The sequence below is a fragment of the Sphingobacterium anhuiense genome (assembly GCF_042686355.1).
GTDB lineage: Bacteria > Bacteroidota > Bacteroidia > Sphingobacteriales > Sphingobacteriaceae > Sphingobacterium > Sphingobacterium anhuiense.
In genome coordinates this window covers 1-25,413 of sequence record NZ_JBHUPE010000004.1, presented here as the reverse complement: position 1 = coordinate 25,413, position 25,413 = coordinate 1, and the positions used below count along the sequence as shown (strand labels likewise).

General features: G+C 36.6%; 20 protein-coding genes and 2 tRNA genes. 14 read left to right on the top strand and 8 right to left on the bottom strand.

All coding sequences use genetic code 11. The annotated features are described in order from the left end of the window. Positions 1–141 precede the first annotated feature (141 nt). From ACFS6I_RS05755 to ACFS6I_RS05745, 3 genes are all read left to right on the top strand, one after another. A complete protein-coding gene (locus tag ACFS6I_RS05755) occupies positions 142–459 on the top strand; it encodes a serine hydrolase (protein ID WP_380918748.1) in 318 nt (105 codons plus the stop codon). A 2-nt stretch (positions 460–461) separates the two neighbouring features. Further along, positions 462–1,229: a serine hydrolase domain-containing protein gene (locus ACFS6I_RS05750; protein WP_380918746.1), complete on the top strand. Its 768-nt coding sequence runs from the start codon at positions 462–464 to the stop codon at positions 1,227–1,229. 82 nt (positions 1,230–1,311) lie between these two features. After that, the gene (locus ACFS6I_RS05745) at positions 1,312–2,148 is read left to right on the top strand and encodes an MBL fold metallo-hydrolase (protein WP_380918744.1); all 837 of its coding nucleotides are present in this window, start codon (positions 1,312–1,314) and stop codon (positions 2,146–2,148) included. 40 nt (positions 2,149–2,188) lie between these two features. Here the strand turns inward: ACFS6I_RS05745 and ACFS6I_RS05740 are convergent, their stop codons facing one another. The 4 genes from ACFS6I_RS05740 to rpe form a co-directional block, all read right to left on the bottom strand. Continuing rightward, positions 2,189–3,079: a hypothetical protein gene (locus ACFS6I_RS05740; RefSeq protein ID WP_132773085.1), complete on the bottom strand. Its 891-nt coding sequence runs from the start codon at positions 3,077–3,079 to the stop codon at positions 2,189–2,191. 61 nt (positions 3,080–3,140) lie between these two features. Continuing rightward, positions 3,141–5,408 (bottom strand): aconitate hydratase, encoded by a 2,268-nt coding sequence (locus tag ACFS6I_RS05735; protein ID WP_380918742.1) that lies wholly within the window; start codon positions 5,406–5,408, stop codon positions 3,141–3,143. 59 nt (positions 5,409–5,467) lie between these two features. Further along, positions 5,468–8,230 (bottom strand): bifunctional aconitate hydratase 2/2-methylisocitrate dehydratase, encoded by a 2,763-nt coding sequence (locus ACFS6I_RS05730; RefSeq protein WP_380918740.1) that lies wholly within the window; start codon positions 8,228–8,230, stop codon positions 5,468–5,470. A gap of 454 nt (positions 8,231–8,684) precedes the next feature. Beyond that, positions 8,685–9,365, bottom strand: a complete 681-nt coding sequence (rpe, locus tag ACFS6I_RS05725; protein ID WP_021188287.1) for a ribulose-phosphate 3-epimerase — start codon at positions 9,363–9,365, stop codon at positions 8,685–8,687. Positions 9,366–9,535: 170 nt separating this feature from the next. Between rpe and ACFS6I_RS05720 the strand changes: the two genes are divergently transcribed. The 7 genes from ACFS6I_RS05720 (at position 9,536) to ACFS6I_RS05690 (ending at position 16,232) form a co-directional block, all read left to right on the top strand. Next, positions 9,536–11,650, top strand: coding sequence for an HD family phosphohydrolase (locus ACFS6I_RS05720; protein ID WP_132773093.1), 2,115 nt, complete (start codon positions 9,536–9,538; stop codon positions 11,648–11,650). Between the two features lie 132 nt (positions 11,651–11,782). After that, positions 11,783–11,869, top strand: a tRNA-Ser gene (locus tag ACFS6I_RS05715). A 311-nt stretch (positions 11,870–12,180) separates the two neighbouring features. Then, positions 12,181–12,270, top strand: a tRNA-Ser gene (locus tag ACFS6I_RS05710). 787 nt (positions 12,271–13,057) lie between these two features. Beyond that, positions 13,058–13,699 (top strand): DNA alkylation repair protein, encoded by a 642-nt coding sequence (locus ACFS6I_RS05705; protein ID WP_380918737.1) that lies wholly within the window; start codon positions 13,058–13,060, stop codon positions 13,697–13,699. Between the two features lie 268 nt (positions 13,700–13,967). Continuing rightward, positions 13,968–14,300 (top strand): PadR family transcriptional regulator, encoded by a 333-nt coding sequence (locus ACFS6I_RS05700; RefSeq protein WP_021187958.1) that lies wholly within the window; start codon positions 13,968–13,970, stop codon positions 14,298–14,300. Position 14,301: 1 nt separating this feature from the next. Beyond that, positions 14,302–14,913, top strand: a complete 612-nt coding sequence (locus tag ACFS6I_RS05695; protein ID WP_380918735.1) for an HAAS signaling domain-containing protein — start codon at positions 14,302–14,304, stop codon at positions 14,911–14,913. Then, positions 14,910–16,232 carry a serine hydrolase domain-containing protein gene (locus ACFS6I_RS05690; protein ID WP_380918733.1) on the top strand — a complete coding sequence of 441 codons (1,323 nt, stop codon included), beginning with the start codon at positions 14,910–14,912 and terminating at the stop codon, positions 16,230–16,232. The genes ACFS6I_RS05695 and ACFS6I_RS05690 overlap by 4 nt, the downstream gene beginning before the upstream one ends. 62 nt (positions 16,233–16,294) lie before the next feature. Here the strand turns inward: ACFS6I_RS05690 and ACFS6I_RS05685 are convergent, their stop codons facing one another. Beyond that, positions 16,295–16,516, bottom strand: a complete 222-nt coding sequence (locus ACFS6I_RS05685) for a hypothetical protein (RefSeq protein ID WP_132773120.1) — start codon at positions 16,514–16,516, stop codon at positions 16,295–16,297. A gap of 275 nt (positions 16,517–16,791) precedes the next feature. Between ACFS6I_RS05685 and ACFS6I_RS05680 the strand changes: the two genes are divergently transcribed. Further along, positions 16,792–17,973 (top strand): BaiN/RdsA family NAD(P)/FAD-dependent oxidoreductase, encoded by a 1,182-nt coding sequence (locus ACFS6I_RS05680; protein ID WP_380918731.1) that lies wholly within the window; start codon positions 16,792–16,794, stop codon positions 17,971–17,973. A 189-nt stretch (positions 17,974–18,162) separates the two neighbouring features. Here ACFS6I_RS05680 and ACFS6I_RS05675 read toward each other — a convergent pair whose 3' ends face one another. The 3 genes from ACFS6I_RS05675 to recQ all read right to left on the bottom strand — a co-directional run bounded on the left by ACFS6I_RS05675 (position 18,163) and on the right by recQ (position 22,448). Further along, entirely contained in the window at positions 18,163–19,254 is a 1,092-nt protein-coding gene (locus ACFS6I_RS05675) for an SGNH/GDSL hydrolase family protein (protein WP_380918729.1), read from the bottom strand. Positions 19,255–19,427: 173 nt separating this feature from the next. Next, positions 19,428–20,243 (bottom strand): 3-deoxy-8-phosphooctulonate synthase, encoded by an 816-nt coding sequence (gene kdsA / locus ACFS6I_RS05670; RefSeq protein ID WP_132773126.1) that lies wholly within the window; start codon positions 20,241–20,243, stop codon positions 19,428–19,430. Between the two features lie 15 nt (positions 20,244–20,258). Then, the gene (gene recQ, locus ACFS6I_RS05665) at positions 20,259–22,448 is read right to left on the bottom strand and encodes a DNA helicase RecQ (RefSeq protein WP_132773128.1); all 2,190 of its coding nucleotides are present in this window, start codon (positions 22,446–22,448) and stop codon (positions 20,259–20,261) included. A gap of 99 nt (positions 22,449–22,547) precedes the next feature. On the opposite strand from recQ, the gene ACFS6I_RS05660 reads away from it, so the two are divergent. The 3 genes from ACFS6I_RS05660 to ACFS6I_RS05650 all read left to right on the top strand — a co-directional run bounded on the left by ACFS6I_RS05660 (position 22,548) and on the right by ACFS6I_RS05650 (position 25,313). Beyond that, positions 22,548–23,513: a KpsF/GutQ family sugar-phosphate isomerase gene (locus ACFS6I_RS05660; RefSeq protein ID WP_021191798.1), complete on the top strand. Its 966-nt coding sequence runs from the start codon at positions 22,548–22,550 to the stop codon at positions 23,511–23,513. 129 nt (positions 23,514–23,642) lie between these two features. After that, entirely contained in the window at positions 23,643–24,017 is a 375-nt protein-coding gene (locus tag ACFS6I_RS05655) for a DUF1573 domain-containing protein (RefSeq protein WP_380918726.1), read from the top strand. A 96-nt stretch (positions 24,018–24,113) separates the two neighbouring features. After that, entirely contained in the window at positions 24,114–25,313 is a 1,200-nt protein-coding gene (locus ACFS6I_RS05650; RefSeq protein ID WP_183912084.1) for a pyridoxal phosphate-dependent aminotransferase, read from the top strand. Positions 25,314–25,413 lie beyond the last annotated feature (100 nt).

The following is a 25,413-nucleotide window of genomic DNA, read 5'->3' as shown; positions in this document are numbered from 1 at the left end:
ACTTCACTTTATATCAGTTCCAGTTTATTTTTCAAAATCATTAAAAACCGAATAAATCAGCAAGAGAATTGCATAAAAATGCAAGATAGTTTCATGATCCTTATTAATTATTTATACCTTTCCAATACTAATCCTTAAATCATGAAAAAGTACGTTCCTCTTCTATTAATTTATTTGTTTCTGATAAGTCCAATAACGTGGGCACAAACAAACAGTTTAGATAAAAAAATTACTGATATTATGGCTCAATATGAAGCTATTGGACTGTCGGTAGCGGTTATAAAAAATAACGAGTTGTTTTTCAATAAATCTTACGGTTTGAAAAACAAAGTGCAATCGCAATCTTTGGCAGAGGATGACCTATTCCGAATTGCCTCAATATCAAAGTCCTTTTCAGCAACAGCTATTATGGTTTTAAAGTTCAAAATCCAAAGTTTCCGAATAAGAAGATCACACTGAGAATGGTTCTTTCCCATACCTCCAGTATTAATGATAAAAATGGATATTTTGATCTTGATGTCATCAATCCATCAAAGTCAGATCAATATGCTTCTTCTTACAGCCCAAACGAACCTGGCACGACCTACGATTATTGCAACCTCAACTTTAATATGGTTGGCGCTGTGATTGAGCGCCTTTCAGGACAACGTTTTGACCAATATATTAAAGAACATATTTTAGATCCGCTGCAGTTGTATGCAGGATATTGCGTGGACTCTCTAGATCAAAACAAATTTGTAACCTTATATGAATACGATCCTGCTAAGCATGATTTTTTTCCACAGCCCAGCGCTTATAATCCAAGATCGCTAGAAATAAAAAATTATACACTAGGACATTCCACTCCTATTTTCTCACCTACGGGCGGGATGAAGATCTCAGCAGTCGATCTTGCTAAATACATGGGAATGCATATGAACTATGGTACAGGATTAAATGGAAAACAGATCATTAAAAAACGGAATTCTAAAATTATGCAGACGCCCATTACTGCTGAAGAAGGATATGGGCTAGCTTTAAGATCCATCAACACATTGATCCCTAATAAAGTATTAATTGGACATACAGGCTCCGCATATGGTCTCTACAGTGCTATGTTTTTCGATCCTAAAGAAAAATTCGGAATTGTTGTGATAACAAATGGTTGCCGTATTCCTGAAAACGTAGACTTTAACCCATTATTAAAAGATTGCATACAGCTCATTTATAAAGAAATGATACAGCAATAACCACTATATTATCATATTATTAAGGTTTATCTTTTCCAAAACAAAACTAGTATATTCGTGTAAATAGTAAAAAGAGAATATCATGCAACTTTATACAATTGAAACGCAGAACTTCAAATTAGATGGGGGTGCCATGTTCGGTGTGGTTCCAAAATCCATATGGCACAAAACAAATCCTGCCGATGCAAATAATATGTGCACCTGGACCAATCGCCTATTATTGATAGAAGATGGCGCAAAATTAATTCTTATCGATACTGGACTCGGAGACAAACAGTCTGAGAAATTTTTCGGACATTATTATATACACGGAGACAACTCCATTGACAAGTCTTTAGCAAAATATGGATTTAATAGAGAAGACATCACCGATGTTATTTTAACACACTTGCATTTTGACCACTGTGGGGGTGCTATAGTCCGCGAAGGTGAAAAACTGAGGCCTTCTTTTACAAAGGCGAATTACTGGAGTAATGCCGAACATTGGAACTGGGCTACAAATCCAAATCCAAGAGAAAAAGCTTCTTTTTTAGAGGAAAATATAAAACCGATACAAGAAAGCGGACAACTCAAGTTTGTCGAAAAAGAAAAAAATCCGTTTGGACCAGATATCCAAATCAGATATGCCCATGGACATACAGAGTCAATGATGTTGCCCCAGATCAAATATAAAGACAAAACAATTCTTTATATGGCAGATTTACTTCCTTCTGTGGGACATATACCCCTTCCGTATGTGATGGGTTACGATGTAAGACCATTGACAACCATTGAAGAAAGGAAAAATTATTGGGAAGAGATTGTCGATCAAGAATATATACTTTTCCTAGAGCATGACGCCGTGAATGCCTGCTGTACGTTACAGCATACAGAAAAGGGGATACGGCTCAAAGACAGTTTTCAGCTTTCTGATATTTAAAAAAATGGGATGATTTTTAGATCATCCCATTTTTACTTTATTAGAATTTAAATCCAAGGACCCAATAGTTCTCGAAAAACCATATGGATTGACTTGCTTTATCTATATTATTTCTACCCGTTGTACGAATATTATTCAGGTCTGTCCAACCTGTTTTAAAACTCGTTTGAAGATATAATCCTCTAAAAAAATGATATTGCAAACCTACTTTGGCAGCAGCACCGTAGCCGGCAATATTCCAGTAGTTATTCTCTCCTACTCCAAACAGACGAACATCAGTTCTTGGAACTAATAAACCTACTTCAGCACCTGTTTCCATCGACAAGTAAGACTTTCCGGTTCTGGAAACCCAGATATCATCATGTCTTTCTAAAGCGACAGAGGCAAAATTATAACCATCGGTATGCTCAAATTGCAATACCGAATCAACCAAAGTAACCTGTTCCCCATTATAGGTTCCAGCCATGCCATATGTTGGGATACCTGGTTCAGAGATCTCAGGACTTATATGTCCTTTAATTCTTACCGTCTGCGGAATATCAACAACATATTTCATGTGATCCCAACCTAAGGAAATCGAATAATTGTCTTTTATAAAATAACCGAAGTGGAAATTAAACTGCGGAATCGAGATCGTTGCCGGGTTAATATAAGTCATGGACAGTTTAGTCGGTCTATCTGCAGCTTTTACATCCATTAATGTAAAATCATATCCGGTTCCTTTAAAACGGATATCACTCTTACCATAAGATGAAAAATTATAGCCCCAGTGAAAATAAAATTTTCCCTTATTACTTTCTGTACGGGAATATTTTGGATTGAAAATACTCTTAGCAATTGGTTTTGCCGGAGATTCATTACTATTATCTTGCGCAAATAAAGAAGAAGCAGATAAAGTTAGCGCACTTAAGGCTAATAAAAATTTATTCATATTGTTGTCAAAAAAAACCCGGCACAAAAGTACCGGGTTATGCGTTGATAAGCAAATAAAATTATTTTGCTTGGTTTTTACGTATAATGTTTAAAGCACCACCTTCTTTAAACCACTCAATTTGTTGAGCATTGTAAGTATGGTTAGCTAAGATCTGATCTTCGGTTCCATCTGCGTGGTGAAGTACTAACGTTAGCGGTTGCCCTGGAGTAAATTTTGTCAATCCTAAGATGTCGATTGTATCGTCTTCTTGGATTTTATCGTAATCTTCTTTATTAGCAAAAGTTAAACCTAACATACCTTGTTTTTTCAAGTTTGTCTCGTGTATACGAGCAAAAGACTTAACCAATACCGCACGAACACCTAAATGACGAGGCTCCATAGCAGCATGCTCACGTGAAGAACCTTCACCATAGTTTTCATCACCAACAACAATAGATCCGATACCGGCAGCCTTATAAGCACGTTGCGTTGCAGGAACTGGTCCGTACTCACCTGTCAATTGATTTTTAACGGAATCTGTTTTCTCATTAAAGTAATTAACAGCACCAATCAACATATTGTTTGAGATGTTATCCAAGTGACCTCTGTATTTCAACCAAGGACCAGCCATAGAAATATGGTCAGTTGTACATTTACCTTTAGCTTTGATCAATAATTTCAAGCCTTTCAAGTCTGTACCTTCCCAAGCCGCAAAAGGCTCTAATAATTGCAGACGATCAGAATTTGGATCCACATCAATCTTAACCGATGAACCATCCGCCGCAGGAGCTTGATAACCTGCATCCTCTACTGCAAAACCTTTTGAAGGCAATTCGTCACCTGTAGGCGGGTCTAATTTAACCTGCTCACCCTTAGCATTTGTCAAGGTGTCTGTCAATGGATTGAAACCTAAATCACCCGAAATGGCAATTGCAGCAACGATTTCAGGTGAAGCTACAAAAGCAAATGTATTTGGATTACCATCGGCACGCTTAGCAAAGTTACGGTTGAATGAATGAACAATCGTATTTTTCTCTTGTTTTTCAGCACCAACACGGTCCCACATACCAATACATGGTCCACAAGCATTTGTAAAGATCGTAGCATTTAGATCTTCGAAAGTTTTCAATAAACCATCACGATCAGCAGTATAACGAACTTGCTCAGAACCCGGATTGATACCAAATTCTGCCTTCGTTACTAAACCTTTATCAACCGCTTGTTTAGCAATAGAAGCAGCACGTGACAAATCCTCGTAAGAAGAGTTTGTACATGAACCGATCAATCCCCATTCTACTGTTGTAGGCCAGCCATTTTTAGCAGCTTCTTCACGCATGCGTGAAACTGGGGTATATAAATCTGGTGTAAAAGGACCGTTTAAAGAAGGTTCTAATTCAGATAAATTAATTTCAATAACTTGATCAAAATATAGCTCAGGGTTTGCGTACACCTCAGGGTCTGCAGTTAAATGTTCTTTAACAGCGTTTGCCGCATCCGCAACATCCGCACGGTCAGTGGCGCGTAAATAACGTTCCATTGACTCATCATAACCGAAAGTAGATGTCGTAGCACCTATTTCAGCACCCATGTTACAGATGGTACCTTTACCCGTACAAGACATAGATTGAGCCCCTTCACCGAAGTATTCTACAACAGCACCAGTACCGCCTTTAACGGTTAAGATACCTGCAACTTTCAAGATAACATCTTTAGGAGACGTCCATCCGCTTAGCTTACCTGTTAATTTAACACCGATCAATTTCGGGAATTTCAGTTCCCAAGGTAAACCAGCCATCACGTCACATGCATCAGCACCACCGACACCGATAGCCAACATACCCAAACCACCAGCATTAACAGTATGTGAATCTGTACCGATCATCATACCACCAGGGAAAGCATAGTTCTCCAAGACAACTTGGTGAATAATACCTGCTCCAGGCTTCCAGAATCCGATACCATACTTATTTGCAACAGAACCCAAGAAATTAAAAACCTCTTTTGATTCTGTATTTGCTCTTTGTAAATCCACTTGAGCTCCTTCTTTTGCCTGAATCAAGTGATCACAGTGCACAGTTGAAGGAACAGCCGCTTGAGGACGACCTGCTTGCATAAATTGCAATAAAGCCATTTGTGCAGTCGCATCTTGCATCGCTACGCGGTCTGGAGCAAAATCTACATAAGATACACCTCTATCGTATGTTTCAGTTGCATTACCATCCCATAAGTGAGTATATAAAATTTTCTCAGATAGGGTTAAAGGTTTATTAACCAGATTACGAGCAGCGTTTATACGCTCCTCATAACGGCTATAGACCTTTCTAATCATTTCTATATCAAAAGCCATATATTTCTAATTTATGATATTAATTTAGTTAATTACCAAAACTTCAATATTAGTTTTTTCTACTTTGTCGAGATAGGCGCAAACTTAGTTAAGTTGATACCTTCGACAGCAGCTTTATACTCTTCAACGTTTGGAATTCTACCTAAGATAGCAGAAAGCACAACCACTGGAGTAGATGCTAATAAAGATTCTCCTTTTTTACCGTCTCTATCTTCAACAACACGACCTTGGAAAAGACGGGTTGAAGTAGCCATTACCGTATCACCTTTTGCCGCTTTTTCTTGGTTACCCATACAAAGGTTACAACCCGGGCGCTCTAAATACATGATATTTTCGTACTCTGTACGTGCAGTACTTTTTGGCAAAGCATCACTGAATTCAAAACCCGAATATTTCTGTAAATATTCCCAATCTCCTTCTGCTTTCAATTCATCAATGATGTTGTAAGTAGGCGCAGCTACAACTAATGGCGCATTAAATTTAACAACACCAAGTTGTTTCTCCACATTCTTAAGCATTTGAGAAACGATTTTTAAATCGTCTTTATGTACCATACAAGAGCCTACGAAACCTAAGTCTACTTTTTTGTCACCACCGTAATAAGAAAGTTCTCTAATTGCGTCATGTGTATAACGTTTTGAAACGTCAACATTGTTAACATCAGGATCGGCAATCATCGGCTCATCAATTATATCAAGATCGATTACGACTTCAGCATAATATTTAGCATTTGCATCTGGAGATAAAGCTGGTTTTTCACCTGTTCTAATTTCCTCGATACGTTTGTTAGCTTTATCGATCAAACCTTGTAATACGTGATTTTTATTCTCCATACCCTTATTGATCATAATCTGGATACGGCTCTTAGCGATTTCTAAAGACTGAATCAACGTTTCATCTTGGGAGATACAGATCGAAGCTTTTGCTTTCATCTCTGCAGTCCAGTCTGTAAAAGTAAAGGCCTGATCGGCAAGAAGTGTACCGATATGTACCTCGATAATTCTACCTTGGAATACATTCTCTCCACCAAATTGCTGTAACATTTGAGATTGTGTCGCATGAACCACATCACGGAAATCCATGTGCTGTTTCATACTGCCTTTGAACGTTACTTTAACAGATTCTGGAATTGGCATAGACGCCTCACCTGTAGCTAATGCTAAGGCAACAGTTCCAGAGTCAGCTCCAAAAGCAACACCTTTAGACATACGTGTATGCGAATCACCACCAATAATAATCGCCCACTCATCAATCGTAATATCGTTTAATACCTTGTGAATAACATCAGTCATGGCATGGTATTCTCCTTTAGGATCACGTGCAGTGATTAATCCGAAGTCGTTCATAAACTTCATCAACTTAGGAATGTTAGCTTGCGCTTTCTTATCCCATACAGATGCTGTGTGACATCCTGATTGATACGCACCGTCAACTGTAGGAGAAATAACTTTAGCAGCCATTGCCTCTAATTCTTGAGCGGTCATTAAACCTGTCGTATCTTGAGATCCTACGATATTCACTTTAACACGAACATCAGAACCAGCATGTAACACTTTTCCTGGAGTTGAACCAACAGCATTTTTATTGAAGATTTTTTCAACAGCCGTTAAGCCCTGATTTTCAATAGAAATTTCTTTTGCAGGAGCAAAAACAGTCGGAATTGAAATCCCTAAAACTCCAGCTGCAAACGTTTGGATCTTTTTACCAAATACAATTGCATATGAGCCACCTGCTCTTATAAACTCTCTTTTTTGAGGAGTAAGCGCTTTAGAGATGTCGATCAATTCCTGATCTCCATTATATAATTTTTCAGTCTTCGTGTTGATTGTAAGAACTGTTCCTGTAGCAACAGAATAAACTTCTTCTAAAACAGGTTCATTATTTTCATTACGGACAACTTGACCATTTTCGTCTACTTTTTTCTTCCAGTTTTGAAGATCAATTCCAATACCACCGGTAACATCTACCGTTGTCAGAAAGATTGGAGAAATACCATTCGTACCACCAACAATTGGAGCAATATTTACAAATGGGATATAAGGACTTGCTTGTTTACCTGTCCATAACGCCACATTGTTTACACCTGACATTCTTGAAGATCCTACTCCCATTGTACCTTTTTCAGCAATCAGCATAACGCTTGCGTCTGGATATTGTACCTGTAAAGCTTTAATTTCTTGTTGTGCTTCTGGAGTAATCATACATTTACCATGTAGCTCACGATCAGAACGCGAGTGCGCCTGGTTACCTGGAGAAAGTAAATCCGTAGAGATATCACCTTCACCTGCAATATAAGTTACCACTTTTATTTCTTCTGGCAACTCTGGAAGCTTCGTAAAAAATTCAGCTTGAGCATAGCTTTCAAGAATCTCTTTCGCAATTGCATTACCGCTATTAAATGCTTCTCTTAGACGCTCAGTATCGGCATCATAAAGAAAAACCTGTGTTTTAAGAACTTCAGCAGCTTGCTTAGCAATAGCTGCATCATTACCTAACGCCAAATCCAGAAGTACTTCAATAGAAGGACCGCCTTTCATATGAGATAACAACTCAAATGCGTAAGTAGGTGTAATTTCTGCAACAGTCTCTTGACCAAGAATAATTTCTTTTAAGAACTTTGCTTTTACACCAGCCGCACTAGTCGTACCAGATAAAGTGTTGTAAATAAATAACTTCAGAGACTCGACTCTATTTTCGTTATTCAAATCTTTAATTTGAGCAATAACTTCACTTAGTAATTCTGCTCCGTCAATTGGTTTAGGATTTAAACCTTCACCTTTTCGTTCTACAACCTCTTGTACGTAATCGTTGTAAATACTCATAGTATATAAATCTTTTATATGTTTAAAGGCAATACAAGAAATATCAAATATTATCTCCTGATACTACCACACGTTTAATAATTAAGCTAAAAAAACATCAGTAATGCACTGCAAGCCGGTGCTTAAATTTAACTCTACAATTCTTTCATTTTGACGATCTGTTTTCATTAAAAAAAACTTCTCATCTCGTACTACAAAAATACTAAAAATCAACGGTTAATACGTACCAATAAGACTTATTGCTTTAATTTGGAAATATTCTAAACAACATTTATTTTAAAACCAAATAGCGAAACAACACACTAAAAGACAAGTACTTGACTATTTAAATTTAAAATATTTAGGGTGAGAAATTAGTAAATTTTGACGCTAAGATTAAATATAATGTGGAAATAACCAACAAAAAAAGGGAAATCATATCCGATCTCCCTTTAAAGCCAATATATTAGTTTAACTAAATATTTTTCAATTGAATATCAACAGCTTTCAAATCAGCTATCGACTGTGTTGGATTTGCTGCTGCAAACACAGAACTTCCCGCTACCAACACATCTGCGCCAGCTTGTAAAAGAGCGCCTGCATTACCTACTCCGACACCTCCATCGATTTCAATCAATAATCCATCATTCACACCTGCTGCCATAGCGCGCAATTGTTTTACTTTATTGTAGGTGTTTTGAATAAATTTCTGCCCGCCAAAACCTGGATTTACAGACATTAAACACACTAAATCTAAATCTGCAATCACATCTTCCAATAAAGAAACTGGTGTATGCGGATTCAAAGCGACCCCAGCTTTACAACCTAATTCCTTAATCGCTGCTAACGTACGATGTAAATGTGTACAAGCCTCATAATGCACGGTAATAACAGCAGCTCCAGAATCTTTACATAACTGTAAATAACGATCAGGATCTACAATCATTAAATGTACATCTAAAGGTTTTGTAGCATGTTTAGCGATTGCCTGCATTACTGGAAAACCAAAAGAAATATTTGGCACAAACACGCCATCCATAATATCAATATGAAACCAATCGGCTTCACTATTGTTTACCATTATAATATCATCGTACAATTTAGCGAAATCCGCTGCCAAAACTGAAGGTGCAATAAGATGCTTTTTACTTGACATGAGTCTTTGATTTGTTTTTGCAAAGATAATTAAGTCTTGCGGATAGCCCGAATTTAAATCAAAAAAATTAAACATAACCTGACCTCCTAATGACAATGAACTTTATAATAGCGCATTTTTAAGTACATTTGTTTGAGTAATTTTTTATTATCCAACTACAATTCAACCCCGTGAGTAGATTAAAAATTAAATATAATCGTGAGTCCGACACTAATCTTAACCTTATTCGTAAGATAAGCTTAATATTGGCAACCATCATTCTTATTTGTATCTTCCTTCCCAAGCAGGCTCGCTTTCGCTATGAATTTCAGAAAGGAAAAGTCTGGGATCACGAAAACTTAATTTCTCCCTATAATTTTGCAATACTTAAAACACAGGAGGAACTAAATGAAGACAAGAAAAATATTCTTAAAACCATTCAACCTATCTATGACGTTAATTCGACCATCAGTAGGGAACAGATCGATCAATTTGAAACTGATCTAGCTGAAAAATGGCAAACCAACAAATTAGACACTACTCCGCAAAAGATCCAAGACTATCGCGCCGTCGGAAATGCCATATTAACGCATCTCTACGATCGAGGCATCCTGTCTTTAAATAATCGTTTTCAAAACCGAAATGACGACAAGAGTCCTGCTGCAAAGCAGTATAATTTTACCTTGATACAAGATAAAGTCGCCACCCAAAAAAATACGGCAGATTGTTATACAATCGAATCTTCTTATGAATACGCCAATTCAGTCTTAAGCAATTCATCAAAGATCGTGTACAAGAAATGGCTCTTAGAGACATTAAAAAACTATATTACCCTAAATTATGTTTACAATGATCAACAGACAGAGCGACTGGAACAAAATGCTTTAGCAAATATCTCCTCTACCCGGGGAGTTGTACAAAAGGGAGAATTAATTGCTGAAAAGGATAAAATTATCAGTAATGAAACCTATCAGAAACTAGAATCGTTACGCAAGATTTATGAGGACGAAGGAAAAATCTCTGGCAATCAGATTTACGTTACACTGGGGCAATTTTTGATTATCTCTCTTGCTTTATGTATTCTGATGGTATTTCTATATCTTTTCAGAAAAGACATCTATTACAACAATCGCTTGCTATCAATCATTATGATTGTGATCATCGGCATGCTTGCCGTCTTGTCATGGGCCATCAAGATTAAAATTCCTAATTTATACTACATTCCATTCTGTTCAGTTCCGATCATTATCCGCATCCTATTTGATTCCCGGGTAGCTTTGAATATTCACCTACTCATGGTTCTACTGGCAGCGTTATTTGTTCCGAACTCATATGAATTTGTATTTCTGCAATTCATGGCTGGAATCGTGGCGATTTACAGTATCAAAACATTAGTAAAGAGAGAACAATTCTTCATCTCGTCAGCCATTATACTCGCGACTTACTTGATTGCTTATTTTGGACTTTTACTCACACGTAACGGATCCTTAAGTACCATTAACGTCATGGACGTCATCCCTTTTGTGGTCAGTGTCATGATCACCTTAATGGCGTACCCATTAGTATACGCATTTGAAAAACTATTTGGAATCGTATCTGATCTGACATTAATGGAATTGACCAACAGTAATTCAAAGCTTCTGCGTGAACTTTCATTTAAAGCCCCTGGTACTTTCCAGCACTCCTTACAAGTAGCCAATTTAGCTGAAGCGGCTATCTACCGAATTGGCGGAAATCCTCTCTTAGTACGGGCAGGTGCACTTTACCACGATATTGGTAAAATGACAAATCCGCAGTTCTTTATTGAAAATCAAAAAACAGAAAAGAATCCGCACGATGAATTATCCCCTGAACAGAGTGCACAAATTATTATTTCACACGTTATAAAGGGCGTTGAGATCGCAAAAAGAAATCAGCTTCCAGATGTAATAATCGATTTTATCAAAACGCATCACGGTACGACAAAAGTCGATTACTTCTATAATTTATTTATAAAGAATAATCCCGACAAACTTGTTGACGAATCTTTGTACCAATACCCTGGTCCGATACCCTATTCGAAAGAAACAGCTGTTCTAATGATGGCAGATTCTGTAGAAGCAGCATCTAGAGCTCTTAAAGAACATACGGAAGATTCTATTAATACGCTTGTCGATAAAATTATTGAGCATAAGCTGAAGCTGAATCAATTTGCAAATAGTAATATTACATTAAAGGAAATCACAGAATCTGCAACCATTTTCAAGGCAATGTTGAAGAGCATTTACCATGTTCGGGTCGATTACGATCTCAGCAAGAAAAAATAAGTGAAAATTATTCTGTAAGCAATAAATTGACATACAATCGCTTACTATAACCTTACGTATTTTTTGTATTTTTTTTATAAAATTGACTTTGCAGAATAGAATAATTGCCTTATGTTTGCAATGTCAAAACGAGGAAGGGTGCCTGAGTGGCCGAAAGGAACAGTTTGCTAAACTGTCGTACTGGAAACGGTACCGAGGGTTCGAATCCCTCCCCTTCCGCAAAGACAAAACAAAAGCCGACTTATAGTCGGCTTTTGTTGTTTACATACATTTGTAAAAATCGATTTTAAGAAAGTCGATGTACAGTAAAATAATGGGCGAAGAGGATCATTAAATTTTATAAGAATAACGATCTCCATTCATGATGAAGTAAATAATCCCTTCATCAAGACAAAATAAAGACTGCTGATAAGTGCAGTTTTTGCTATTTATCGACTTTCATAAAAAAAAAATCAATAAAAGGATAAAAAAGGCGTTTCTAGACTTTGCAAAAATAAAATAATTGCCTTATGTTTGCATTGTCAAAACGAGGAAGAGTGCCTGAGTGGCCGAAAGGAACAGTTTGCTAAACTGTCGTACTGGAAACGGTACCGAGGGTTCGAATCCCTCCTCTTCCGCCAAGACAAAATAAAGCCCGACTATTAGTCGGGTTTTGTTGTTTATATATGTTTGTGAACGTAAGTTCTAACAAAAAATATATAAACAACAAAAGTAATGAACGAAGTGAATGGCTTTGTTTTGTATTGAAGCCCCCCCTTTTGGGATCATGAAAATAATCCCTCCTCTTCCGCCAAGACAAAATAAAGCCCGACTATTAGTCGGGTTTTGTTGTTTATATATGTTTGTGAACGTAAGTTCTAACAAAAAATATATAAACAACAAAAGTAATGAACGAAGTGAATGGCTATGTTTTGTATTGAAGCCCCCCTTTTGGGATCATGAAAATAATCCCTCCTCTTCCGCTAAGACAAAAGAAAGCCCGTCTATTAGTCGGGCTCTGTTGTTTATGGACTTGTGTAAACGTAAGTTTTAACAAAAAGTATATAAACAACAAAAGTAATGAACAAAGTGAATGGCTTTGTTTTGTATTGAAGCCCCCCCTTTTTGGGATCATGAAAATAATCCCTCCTCTTGCGCATCGTGATAAAGAAAATGTATCAAAATCCTATAAATTCAAGGATTTATAGGGTTTTACACTTATCGTTTTTTTCAATTCTTCTCATTTCTAGCGAGACCCTAAAATTTGGTTAACTAGGGTCTCGCTAAAATGAACCGCGAGATGAATACCGCACAAAGGCATGACATAACCAGCCGCTGAACATCTTGATAGTTTATATCCAATAGAGTAAAATGTTTTTGATAACTTAACGTTGAATTTCTAGGTATCCAATACTAAAAAGAATTGTTATGAAACTTTCCTCAAAAACAGCGCATATTTTAAGTCAGATCAGCACAACAACTAAGCTCGGAGACTTAAGAAAAATTGCGAAGGAGATCAAAAAAGATCACGAAGTAGCATTGGAGTTATGGTCTACACATAGTTTTCTAGCAAGACTATTGGCCATTCTGATTATGGATAATAAGCGCATTTCACAAGACACCGTCAATAAGCTAGATCAGGATATGCTTACGCATCCACCCGAAGAACGGAATCAGCTTATGGATTGGCTTATGGCAAACCAACTGACTAAAGACAAAAAAACGATTGCATTTATTGAATCCTGGCAAAATAGTGTATCACCGCTACAAAGACGGATATTCTGGTACTACCAAGCCCGTTTAAGATGGACAGGACAAATACCACCTCCTAATTCGATAGAGTTATTAAATGAAATAGAAGCCAAAATTGCCAGAGAAGAGCCTGAAGTACAATGGGCAATGAATTTCCTAGCAGGATGGATTGGTGTTTATGAAAAACAATACCGAGATCGTTGTATTGCAATAGGAGAAAAAACAGGCCTCTATAAAGGGGATATGGTATCAAAAGGCTGCACACCAAATTATTTACCAGAATTCATTGCTATAGAAAGCAACAAACGAAATTTATAATCCAGTTAACAATTTCAAATCCACATTAGATCAATTCAATGCGTTATGATAGGATCACTAATAATCTCCTATCGTAACGCTAGTGCTATTTTTAGTGCTCACGACTAAAATCAACTATTGAATCCCTCCATATCGCTGCAAATATCGTATACTGGTTACCTCAAAAATAGTTTACCTCTAAATCCTACATCAAATATCACTTCAAAAAAAATAAACAATTTTAAACCAAGTACTTTGTTATACTATGTATTTTCTTTAGCTTAGCTCCATGGATAATGACTTTGTAAATAAATGGACTTCACAGCTCAAAAAGGGAACCTTATCTTTTGTTGTTTTAAGGATCTTAATGGATAAGCGTGAATATTATGGCTATGATCTAATTAACGAAATAAAAAAAAGGACGGCCATTGAAATCGCGGAGGGCACATTATATCCGTTGATGAACAGACTTAAAGATGAAAAACTTGTTGACTATAAATGGGTAGAACAAAATTCAGGAATTCCCAGAAAATATTACAACATCACAAGTTTAGGTCAGGAAACAGCCGAAGAGATGAAAAAATACTGGATCACATTAAACGACACCATCAATTCAATCTAATATGAAGTTTAAAGAAATAGAATTTGAAAACAGGAATTGTACACGGATATACCGAGATTACCTTAAACGTGTCCGAAATACTGTTAAGATATTGAATGAACAAAATCAACAGGAAATTTTACTGGAGATAAACAGTCATCTTTTCGAAGGCTTTTCAGATAATCCCAATGGTCGGGACGAAGTGGAACATTTACTAGATATCTTGGAAAAACTCGGACAACCGGAAGAATTTCTAAAACCTCTTATAGCAAATAAGAAACTGGAGGAAGCAACACGTACTTTCAATCCTCTCGAAATAGTGAAGGCTTTAACATTAAATATTAGCAACGGAATTTCCTATATAATATTTGCAATACTATATCTATGCTTATTTGGATTTCTTTTTTTAATCATTGCTAAACTGATCGACCCGGATCACGTGGGACTCTTTTATCGTGCAAAGGACATCTTTATACTCGGGCAATATAATAATTCAGATGGTGTCAGTTATCTTCAATATGAGCGCTTAGGAAATTGGTTTATCCCTTTAATGGTTGTAGCCTCGATCACATTATATATACTATTAACCTTACTGTTAAAATTGAAAAAAAATATAAACCACAAACCGTTATGATGAAAAAATATCTCTTCTTGTTATCCTGTTTTTTTGTTTCGATATTGACAAATGCGCAACAATTTGACACGAACAAACTCGATTTGTATTTCAGCTCCCTGGAGAAAGCTAATAAATTTATGGGAACTGTTGCAGTGTCGAAAAATGAAAAAATTATCTACAGTAGATCCATAGGTTATTCCAATTATGAAAATAATACCAGATCGAATGCTAATACCAAATATAGAATCGGTTCAATCTCTAAAACGTTTACTGCAGTACTGATCATGAAAGCAGTTGAGGAAAAAAAACTGGACCTTGCTCAACATATTGATAAATTCTTTCCTTCCTTAACAAATGCATCTGCCATAACAATTGGTCATTTGCTTAGCCATAGAAGTGGTGTCCATGACTTTACGGATGATGAAAATTACACCAACTGGTGCTATACTCCCAAAAGCGAAATGGAAATGATGGCATTTATTGAAAAAGGAGGTTCGGACTTTCAACCTGATACAAAATCGGAATATAGCAATTCAAACTATGTACTATTAACTTATATTCTTGAGAAAACTTACAAAACGTCCTATGCAACACTTTTGAAAAAATGTATTACTGATCCATTCTCGCTTAAAAACACCTATTTTGGAGGTTCAATTAATACTTCAAATAATGAGGCAAAATCATATACCTTTGAAAATAACTGGATAGCTGCCAAAGAAACCGACACATCAATTCCTTTAGGAGCTGGAGGAATTGTTTCTAATCCGCTTGATTTGATAAAATTTAGCGACGCAATTTTTTCAGGAAAGATATTAAAAGACGAAAGTCTGGCATTAATGGAAAACATCCAAGATGGACATGGTCTGGGACTTTTTAAACAACCTTTTTACGACAAGCAAGGATTTGGTCATCGTGGCGGAATAGATAAGTACACCGCAGTATTTTCTTACTTTCCGAGCGATCACATATCTTTTGCACTGACTTCAAATGGTTCCAATTATAACAATAATGAAGTAGCTGTGACTGTTTTGAATACCATATTCGGTAAACCTTTTGAAATTCCCGAATTTTCAACATATCAAATAAATGCTGAGGAACTGGCAAAGTATAACGGAGTTTATGCATCCGCTCAAATACCCATAAAAATAACAATTACCAACGATGGCAAAAATTTAACTGCGCAAGCTGACGGACAAGCATCCATGCAACTTGAATGTACTGCGGAAAATATATTCAAATTTGATAAGGCTGGAATTGTACTCGAATTCAAACCTGGAGAGAACGTAATGATCCTTAAACAAGGTGGGGGACAATACATCTTTAATAAAGAAAAATAAGTTTCTATCCAGCGGACATCCAGAATAATAAAAACCCGACAATAGGTCGGGTTTTTCAGTTATTACAAATTGATCAATCTATCAACCTCTTCTGCCGTTTCAATAACATCAAAAGACGTCGTTCCGTGCGTTGACGAAACAATACAAAATATAGTAGTCAAGGTTCTTCCCTGATATTCATTTTGAACAAAATGAACAATGTTTTCGGCTATAAAAAAGATGGGTCTTTCTACTACTTCATCACCTTTTTTAACCCTTTGAGTTAGTTTAATTGATTTAGCCATATGAAGATATATTTTTTAACTAAATATACAAAAATCAAATTCTTATTCCAATTCATAATTCCCCCCTATTCTCTTGAGAAAAATTGACACGAAAGCTTTCTTATTAGCTATGGTAATGTCGCACTAAACAACAGCTAAATTTCAAAATAGAAAATCCTACTATCATAATAGATGATCATAGATTTGCGGTAAACATCCAAACTATATAGGGCCGTATTTATATTTCGGGTTCAATTTTGTTTATTCCTAGTCGTAAATGCCTATTTTTGCAGATCATGAACGAAAATCCTATTATCATCATTGGTGCTGGTCCAGCTGGACTGATGGCTGCGCAACAACTGGCAACAAGAGGTTATCAGGTACACATCTATGAAAAAAATAAAGCTGCGGCCAGAAAATTCTTAGTCGCTGGTCATGGCGGATTTAACCTAACGCATAGTGAGCAAATAGAAAACTTCATTACTCAATATGATGCCACGGAAATCCAAAATATCGTTCGCTATTTTGATAATAATGCTACTGTGGAATGGCTATCATCAATCGGTATCCCGACATATGTTGGCAGTTCTGGAAAAATATTTCCCGAAAAACATATAAAACCCATACAAGTTTTACAAGCATGGCTAGATCATCTTAACCAACTGGGAGTCATCATTAACTATGAGTACAGTTTCGTGGATTTTGATCTAGATTCTGTCACATTGCTGCACAACAAAGAAGTTGTGCGCAAAAGTTATCGTCAGCTCATCTTGGCACTGGGTGGTGGTTCATGGAAAAAAACAGGATCAGATGCTTCATGGATTCCGATTCTGACAAATAAAAAGATAAACATTACCCCTTTACAAGCGGCTAATTCGGGATATAATACGACCAATGACCTGAGCGATCTAGAGGGACAGGTGTTAAAAAACATTCAGGTTGTATTTAACGGCACGAGTAAATTAGGAGAAATTGTATTTACAACCTATGGAATAGAAGGGAGTCCGCTCTATTATATGAACCGCTACAGCAGACCATACGAATTCCCGATTACACTTCATACTGATCTCAAGCCCAATGTGTCATTAGATGCAATTTTAAAGCAGATGCAATCTGGCGGAAATATAAGCTCACTATTAAAAAACAAACTTAAACTTTCATCCACTGCAGTTTCGCTATTAAAGAAATTGGATAAACAAACATTCACAGATCCAATAGCACTAGGACAGCACATTAAAAACTACCCTATCCAAGTATCAGGATTAAGACCCTTAGATGAGGTGATCTCTACAGCTGGAGGTATACCCTTTAATGAACTGAAGAAAGACCTTTCATTACATAAATTTCCTTTAGTATACTGTGCCGGCGAAATGCTAGACTGGGAAGCACCAACAGGCGGATATCTGCTACAAGCTTGTTTTAGTACAGGTGTTTGGGTTGCTACATCGATCAGTAAAAATCACCCTTTAACAATTTAAGGGTTTTGATTATCGCAAGGAGGACGAACTTATGCTCCAAGTCCCTTCTATGAATAGGCTTCTAACTTGAAGCACATAAAAAATGCTTAATTACAGCTATAACACAAACTGTAATTAAGCATCTAATGCTAGCAATTGGACGCTTAATGAATCATGATAATGGCCCATTTGGTGGCAATAAAACTACGTTTACTTTTTAACAACCTTATTGATCAATTTTTGATAAGCATCGGCTATTTTCTTCATTCCGATATCATTTGGATGAGCAGAATCTACGGTTGAATTAATATCTAAACCAATTTCCTTATTTGTTAATAGATAGAGATTTTTATCTCCAGATTGCTTAATACGATTTACAAATTGGTTAGCGACGGCACTGCTCTTTTTATATTCTTCGTTAATATCTAAATTGAAGATGGCGTTATTAAATCCTGAGCTATGCTCGGTAACAATAATGGGTGTCTTCGGATGTTTTTTTCGAATTTCGGCAACTGCATTAGACAGTAAAGAATCCAGTTGCTGTGCAGTTCTATCTTTCGTTAATGCTAGATTTGGAATACAGTCCAATATAAAAACAGCAGCATCCACTTGATTGATATGATCGATAATAGGTTGTTCTAAACGACCATTACCCGAAAAGGCAACATTGATGACTGGGTTTTTAATTACTCTACCTAGCATATTACTCCAGGCTAATCCAGGTCTAGTAGCACATGCACCTTGTGCGATTGAAGTTCCGTAAACAACAACTGGCTTACCTTCTTGAACAACAAATTTAAAACTCTTATCAGACCCTATTCCTATTTCCAACCATTCCACTGTATTGTATAAAGGGAGGTATAAGCGATACGTAAAATTTGAATTTTTGCCTAATACTTTGTAATTATAAGTTACCGTATCAGCAAAATTATAGTTACCAAATGCCCAGTTCCAATTACCCCTATCATCTTGCGCATATAAATCGACACCACTAACACCAATCGTAGGCATATGTGGCATATTTAAAGATCCGCTTACTTTATAGCGTACTTTAATGGCTTCCGCATCGGTCTGAAAGTCAACATACAAACCGGCACTATTGGTACCTAAGCTCCATACAGGAGATCGCACCTGACTTTTCAGGCTCTCGGGCAAACGGTAATAATTCGGTAATTCTTCCGTATGAATACGTCCTTGAATCACCTTATTTTTAAGCGGATCATTCCAGTTGATCGATTGTTGAGCAAATGAACTAAAAGCAACAAATAGACTGGCAAAAGATAAAAATAAGTTTAATTTCATAATTTAGATTGAAAACCAAATCTACCAATTATCAGGATAAATAGAAATAATTCTTTTGTATCATTCGAATAACTTTAGTTGCCATAAAGAATTCATCGAGGCGCCAAGAAATAAGTGCATAAAAAAAAGTCATCGTTTAGAACGATGACTTTTCTTTATGATAAAAGCTCTAATTAAAGAATAGCTTGTCTTACACGAACTAACTTTTCCATTAAGTCTTCTAAGTAATCTAAATGTAGCATATTAGCGCCATCAGATTTTGCTTGTGCTGGATTTGGATGAGTCTCAATAAATAAACCATCAGCTCCAACTGCTATTGCAGCTTTTGCGATCGTTTCTATCAATTCAGGTTTACCACCCGTTACGCCAGAAGTTTGATTTGGCTGTTGCAAAGAGTGTGTACAGTCCATAATAGTTGGTACACCAAAACCTCTCATCTCTGGAATTCCTCTGAAATCAACAATTAAATCCTGGTAACCAAATGTATTACCGCGATCTGTTAATAACACATTCTTATTGCCCGAGTCAATAACTTTATCAACAGCAAACTTCATCGATGCTGCATTTAAAAATTGTCCTTTTTTAATGTTTACTACCTTTCCAGTCTGCGCTGCTGCAACAAGCAATTCTGTTTGGCGGCATAAAAAAGCTGGAATCTGTAGGACATCAACATATGCTGCAGCTAAAGCTGCTTCATGACTTTCATGAATATCTGTTACAGTGGGTACACCAAATGTTTTACCAACCTTCTCTAAAATACGCAAAGCTTTCTCATCACCTATTCCTGTAAAAGAATCAACGCGTGAACGATTTGCTTTACGGTAAGATCCTTTAAATATATAAGGAATATTTAAGCGGTCTGTAATGGTTACGATTTTCTCTGCGATTCTTAAAGCGATTTCTTCTCCCTCTATCGCACATGGTCCTGCCATTAAAAAGAAATTCGTCGAATCTCCATTTTTAATTTGAGGTAGTACTGTATTTATCATTTAATATATGCGTTTCTAATTCCCTAATTCAGACATGAACTTTATTCGCATCAGTTGAATATCTTCATACGAATAATCATCTCCACCTAAATCTTTTAAAGCTTCATCAATAGAATCTGAATCTGCTTGCTTAAAATAATCGTAGACTTCATCTTGACGATCTTGATCGATCATCTCATCAACGAAATATCCGATATTAAGTTTGGTACCAGCATTTACAATTGTTTCTACTTCTTTCAACAATTCTTCATAGCTAATTCCTTTTGCGGCTGCGATATCATCTAAACCAATTTTACGGTCTATATTTTGAATAATCGCGACCTTAAGCGCTGATTTATTTGCTGTACCTTTTATAACTAAATCTACCGGACGATCAATATCATTTTCTTCGACATACGCCTTGATCAATTCTACAAACTGAGCGCCAAATTTAACCGCTTTGCCGTTACCGACCCCCTGTATCTGTTTCAGTTCGTCCAATGAGACGGGATAATGCGTACACATTTCATCCAATGATGGATCTTGAAAAATAACAAACGGAGGAAGTGACTTTGATTTCGCAATCTTTTTACGAAGATCTTTCAGCATTTTCAATAGCTCCGTATCTAAAGCACCTGTCGAATGTCCAGCATCTTCAGATGATGAATCATCTGAAAAATCCAAAGGACGGTTCATCACAAATTTCAGTGCATACGGATTTTCCAGGTAATGACGACCAATGTCCGTCATCTTTAATAAGCCATAATGATCAATATCTTTTGCTAAAAAGTTATTGAGCACCGCTTGACGAACCAATGATTCCCAATACACTACTCCTTTATCTTTACCTTTTCCGAACAAAGGATGCTCATCATGTTTATAAGCAGAAACAGGTTGATTATTCTGACCCACCATGACATTGATCACGTGTAGATCGTCAAAGTTTTCACCCTGTTCTTTAATAAAAGAAAGAACTTCAAATAACGATTGTTCTGCTTCAAAATAAGTTTTTTGAGCACGACAGTTATCACACATATTACTACATCCGGTTTCGTCAAAATTCTCACCAAAATAATGTAGAATTTGTTTACGACGACAGACTGCAGATTCTGAATAATCAATAACTTCTTTTAAAATTTGTGTTCCGATTTCCCTTTCTGCAACGGGCTTATCCTTCATGAATTTCGTTAATTTCTCAACGTCTTTCTCCGAATAAAAAGCTAAACATAGACCTTCTCCACCATCACGTCCAGCACGACCAGTTTCTTGGTAATAACCTTCCATAGATTTTGGAATGTCATGGTGAATTACAAAACGTACATCGGGCTTATCAATACCCATACCGAATGCTATCGTTGCTACGATAACTTCGACATCTTCCATCAAAAACTTATCCTGTGTATCGGCGCGTGTTTTCGCATCCAATCCAGCATGATAAGGAAGTGCTTTGATTCCATTGATATTAAGAACTTCACTAATTTCTTCAACCTTCTTACGGCTCAAGCAATAGATGATACCTGTTTTACCAGACTGTCCTTTTATAAAACGAACAATTTCTTTAACGACATTTTTCTTAGGCCTTACTTCGTAGAATAAGTTACCTCTGTTAAATGAAGATTTAAAGAGCATAGCATCATTCATTTGAAGATTCTTACGAATATCTGACTGCACCTTAGGTGTAGCTGTAGCTGTCAATGCAATAATGGGTATTTTTTCACCTATACCATTGATAACCTGACGAATCTTGCGGTATTCCGGACGGAAGTCATGTCCCCATTCGGAGATACAATGGGCTTCATCGACAGCAACAAAAGATACCGTAATCTGCTTCAGAAACTCGACATTCTCCAATTTCGAAAGCGATTCTGGTGCTACATAAAGTAATTTTGTTTTCCCTGCTGTAACATCCTGTTTGACACGCATGATATCACCTTTGTTCAATGAAGAATTTAAAAAGTGAGCAATACTATCCTCTCCGCCAAATGCGCGAAGCTGATCAACTTGGTTTTTCATCAAGGCAATTAACGGTGAAATGACAATCGCTGTCCCCTCACTCATCAATGCCGGCAACTGGTAACAGATGGATTTACCACCCCCAGTAGGCATTATGACAAATGTGTCCTTTCTCTGTAGTACATTTGTTATGATTGCTTCTTGATCCCCCTTAAAAGTATCAAAACCAAAAAAATCTTGTAAATTGTCGAAAAGTGATTTTTCTATTTCCATCGAGCCTCGGGCAAAAATAAGATAGATAAATGACCAAAAAATCTGTAAAATAACCTATTTTTGTATTCATTCTTTAATATAAAAGTAGATATTTTTTTTGTGAAAAGCAACATCGATATAAAAAATATAGCTATCCAAGCTATACAAGAAGAAGCTAAAGCGGTAGCTGATTTATCACAACGGATTGACGACGACTTTGTTAACGTGGTTAAACATATAATTAACTTAGAAGGCCGTGTTATTGTCACTGGAATAGGAAAAAGTGCTATTATCGCACAAAAGATTGTTGCGACAATGAATTCGACTGGAACACCCTCCATTTTCATGCACGCAGCCGATGCCATTCATGGTGATTTAGGTATCATTCAAAACCAAGATTTAATCATCGCAATTTCAAAAAGTGGTACAACCCCTGAAATCAAAGTCCTGGTGCCTTTCTTGAAGCAGACCGGAAATACATTGGTTGCTCTGGTAGGAAATATCAATTCTTATCTGGCTGAACAAGCGGATTACGTACTGGATACTACTGTTGAAAAAGAAGCATGCCCTAACAATCTTGCTCCTACCTCAAGTACCACTGCTCAGCTAGCAATGGGCGATGCATTGGCTGTATGTCTGCAGGAATGTCGCGATTTTTCAGATCAGGATTTTGCAAAATACCATCCAGGAGGTGCGCTAGGTAAAAAATTATACCTAAAAGTAGCGGATCTCTCCGATCAAAATGAAAAACCAAAAATCCCAAGTAATGCCACTATCAGAGAAATCATACTGACCATCACACAAAACAGATTAGGTGCTGTTGCAGTATTGCAAGATGAAAAGATTGTAGGCATCATTACCGATGGGGATATTCGTCGTATGCTTGAAAATCATGAAGATCTTACAGGATTAACTGCGAGCGATATTATGGGGACACATCCTAAAACGATCGACAAATCAGAGCTTGCAGTAAATGCGCTGCATATGATGCGTCAGAATAACGTGTCTCAATTAATTGTTTTACAAGGAAATAAGTATGATGGCATCATACATATTCAAGATTTATTAAAAGAAGGAATAATCTAGTCATACATAATGTAATATTATTGTTATCGCGTTCTTTTCTAAGGCAATTACGTATTAAAATTTCTATTTTGGTACGTTGTTTGACATTATCAAAGAGCATAGTTAACAAATTAAGAAGAAGAAGAAGATATGAAAAAGTTTTTAGCCGTATTAACTGTTATTATTGCATTTGTAGGATTTACTGCAATGCAAACAAGTCAGAGCGAATTTAAATTTGAAAAAGAAACACATGATTTTGGAAAGATTGCACAAGGAACTCCAGTATCATACAGTTTCAAATTTTCAAATTCAGGAAGTGAGCCTATCATTATTTCTGATGTTAAGCCTTCATGTGGATGTTCAGTAGCCGAATTTACAAAAACACCAATCAAACCCGGTGACACAGGAACAATTAAAGTTACTTTCAACGCTGCTTCAAAAGCACCTTTTACAAAAAGCTTTACAGTAACATCGAACACAAAAACACCTGTAAAAACTTTATACATCAAAGGAATTGTAGAATAATTACTTTACGTACATAATTAAAGAAAAGCCACTTCAAGTAAAGTGGCTTTTTTAGTTTTAATTCATTAGATTTGCTTCGCTAATTTATATAAAATAATGCCATCAATATCAGAAAAAGGGTATAACATGCCCGCATCCCCAATTAGAAAACTAACACCTTTCGCTGATCAAGCAAAAAAAGAAGGGAAAAAAATCTATCACTTAAATATCGGACAGCCGGACATTGAAACGCCAGAAGTAATGCTCAATGCATTAAAAAACATTGATTTCAAAGTTTGGGCCTATACGGCATCTGAAGGAACAGCATCTTACCGCAATAAACTGACGACATACTACAATAAATTAAACTACAATATCGAACCTACTGATATTTTAGTAACAAACGGTGGCTCTGAAGCGATTATGATTGCGATGCAGGCTTGTCTTAACCCGGGTGAAGAAGTAATCATTCCTGAGCCTTTCTATGCCAATTACAATGGCTTCGCATGCTCATCAGACATTGTGGTAAAACCGATCATGTCTTATATCGACAATGGATTCGCTTTACCTTCTATTGCGGAGTTTGAAAAAGTAATCACTGAAAAAACAAAAGCGATTGCGATCTGTAATCCGAACAACCCTACAGGTTATTTGTATTCTAGAGAAGAACTAGAAGCATTGCGTGAGCTTTGTTTAAAATATGATTTATACTTATTCTCTGATGAAGCCTACCGCGAATTCTGTTATGATGGGCGTGAATTCATCTCACCTATGCATTTGGAGGGATTGGAACAACATGTTGTTGTTTTTGATACCGTTTCAAAACGTTACTCAGCATGTGGTGCTAGAATAGGTTGCTTAATCACAAAGAATAAAGAACTGTACCAAGTCGCTCTAAAGTTTGCACAAGCGCGTTTAAGCCCTTCTTTGGAAGGACAAATTGCAGGTGAAGCAGCTGTAGATACACCAGATAGTTATTTTGAGGCAGTTTCTGAAGAGTACACTGCTCGTCGTGATACTTTAGTCAACGGCTTAAATAAAATTGAAGGTGCATTTTCACCTAATCCAGGTGGCGCATTTTACGTTGTAGCAAAACTACCGATCGATAACGCAGATAAATTCTGTCAATGGATGCTAGAAGAGTTTGCATACGAAAATGAAACGGTTATGATGGCTCCTGCAACAGGCTTCTACAGCACTCCAGGTGCCGGAATCAACGAAGTTCGACTAGCATACGTTCTTAATCAGAACGATCTAAAAAAAGCATTGATCTGCTTAGAAAAAGGACTGGAAGTTTACCCAGGCCGTACACACTAATCAGTGAGTATAGACGATAAAAAAGGGTTGCTCAAATTGGACTGCCCCCAAAATATTGGACAAATTTAGTTAATTAGATTTGTAATAATGAGCTCGATAT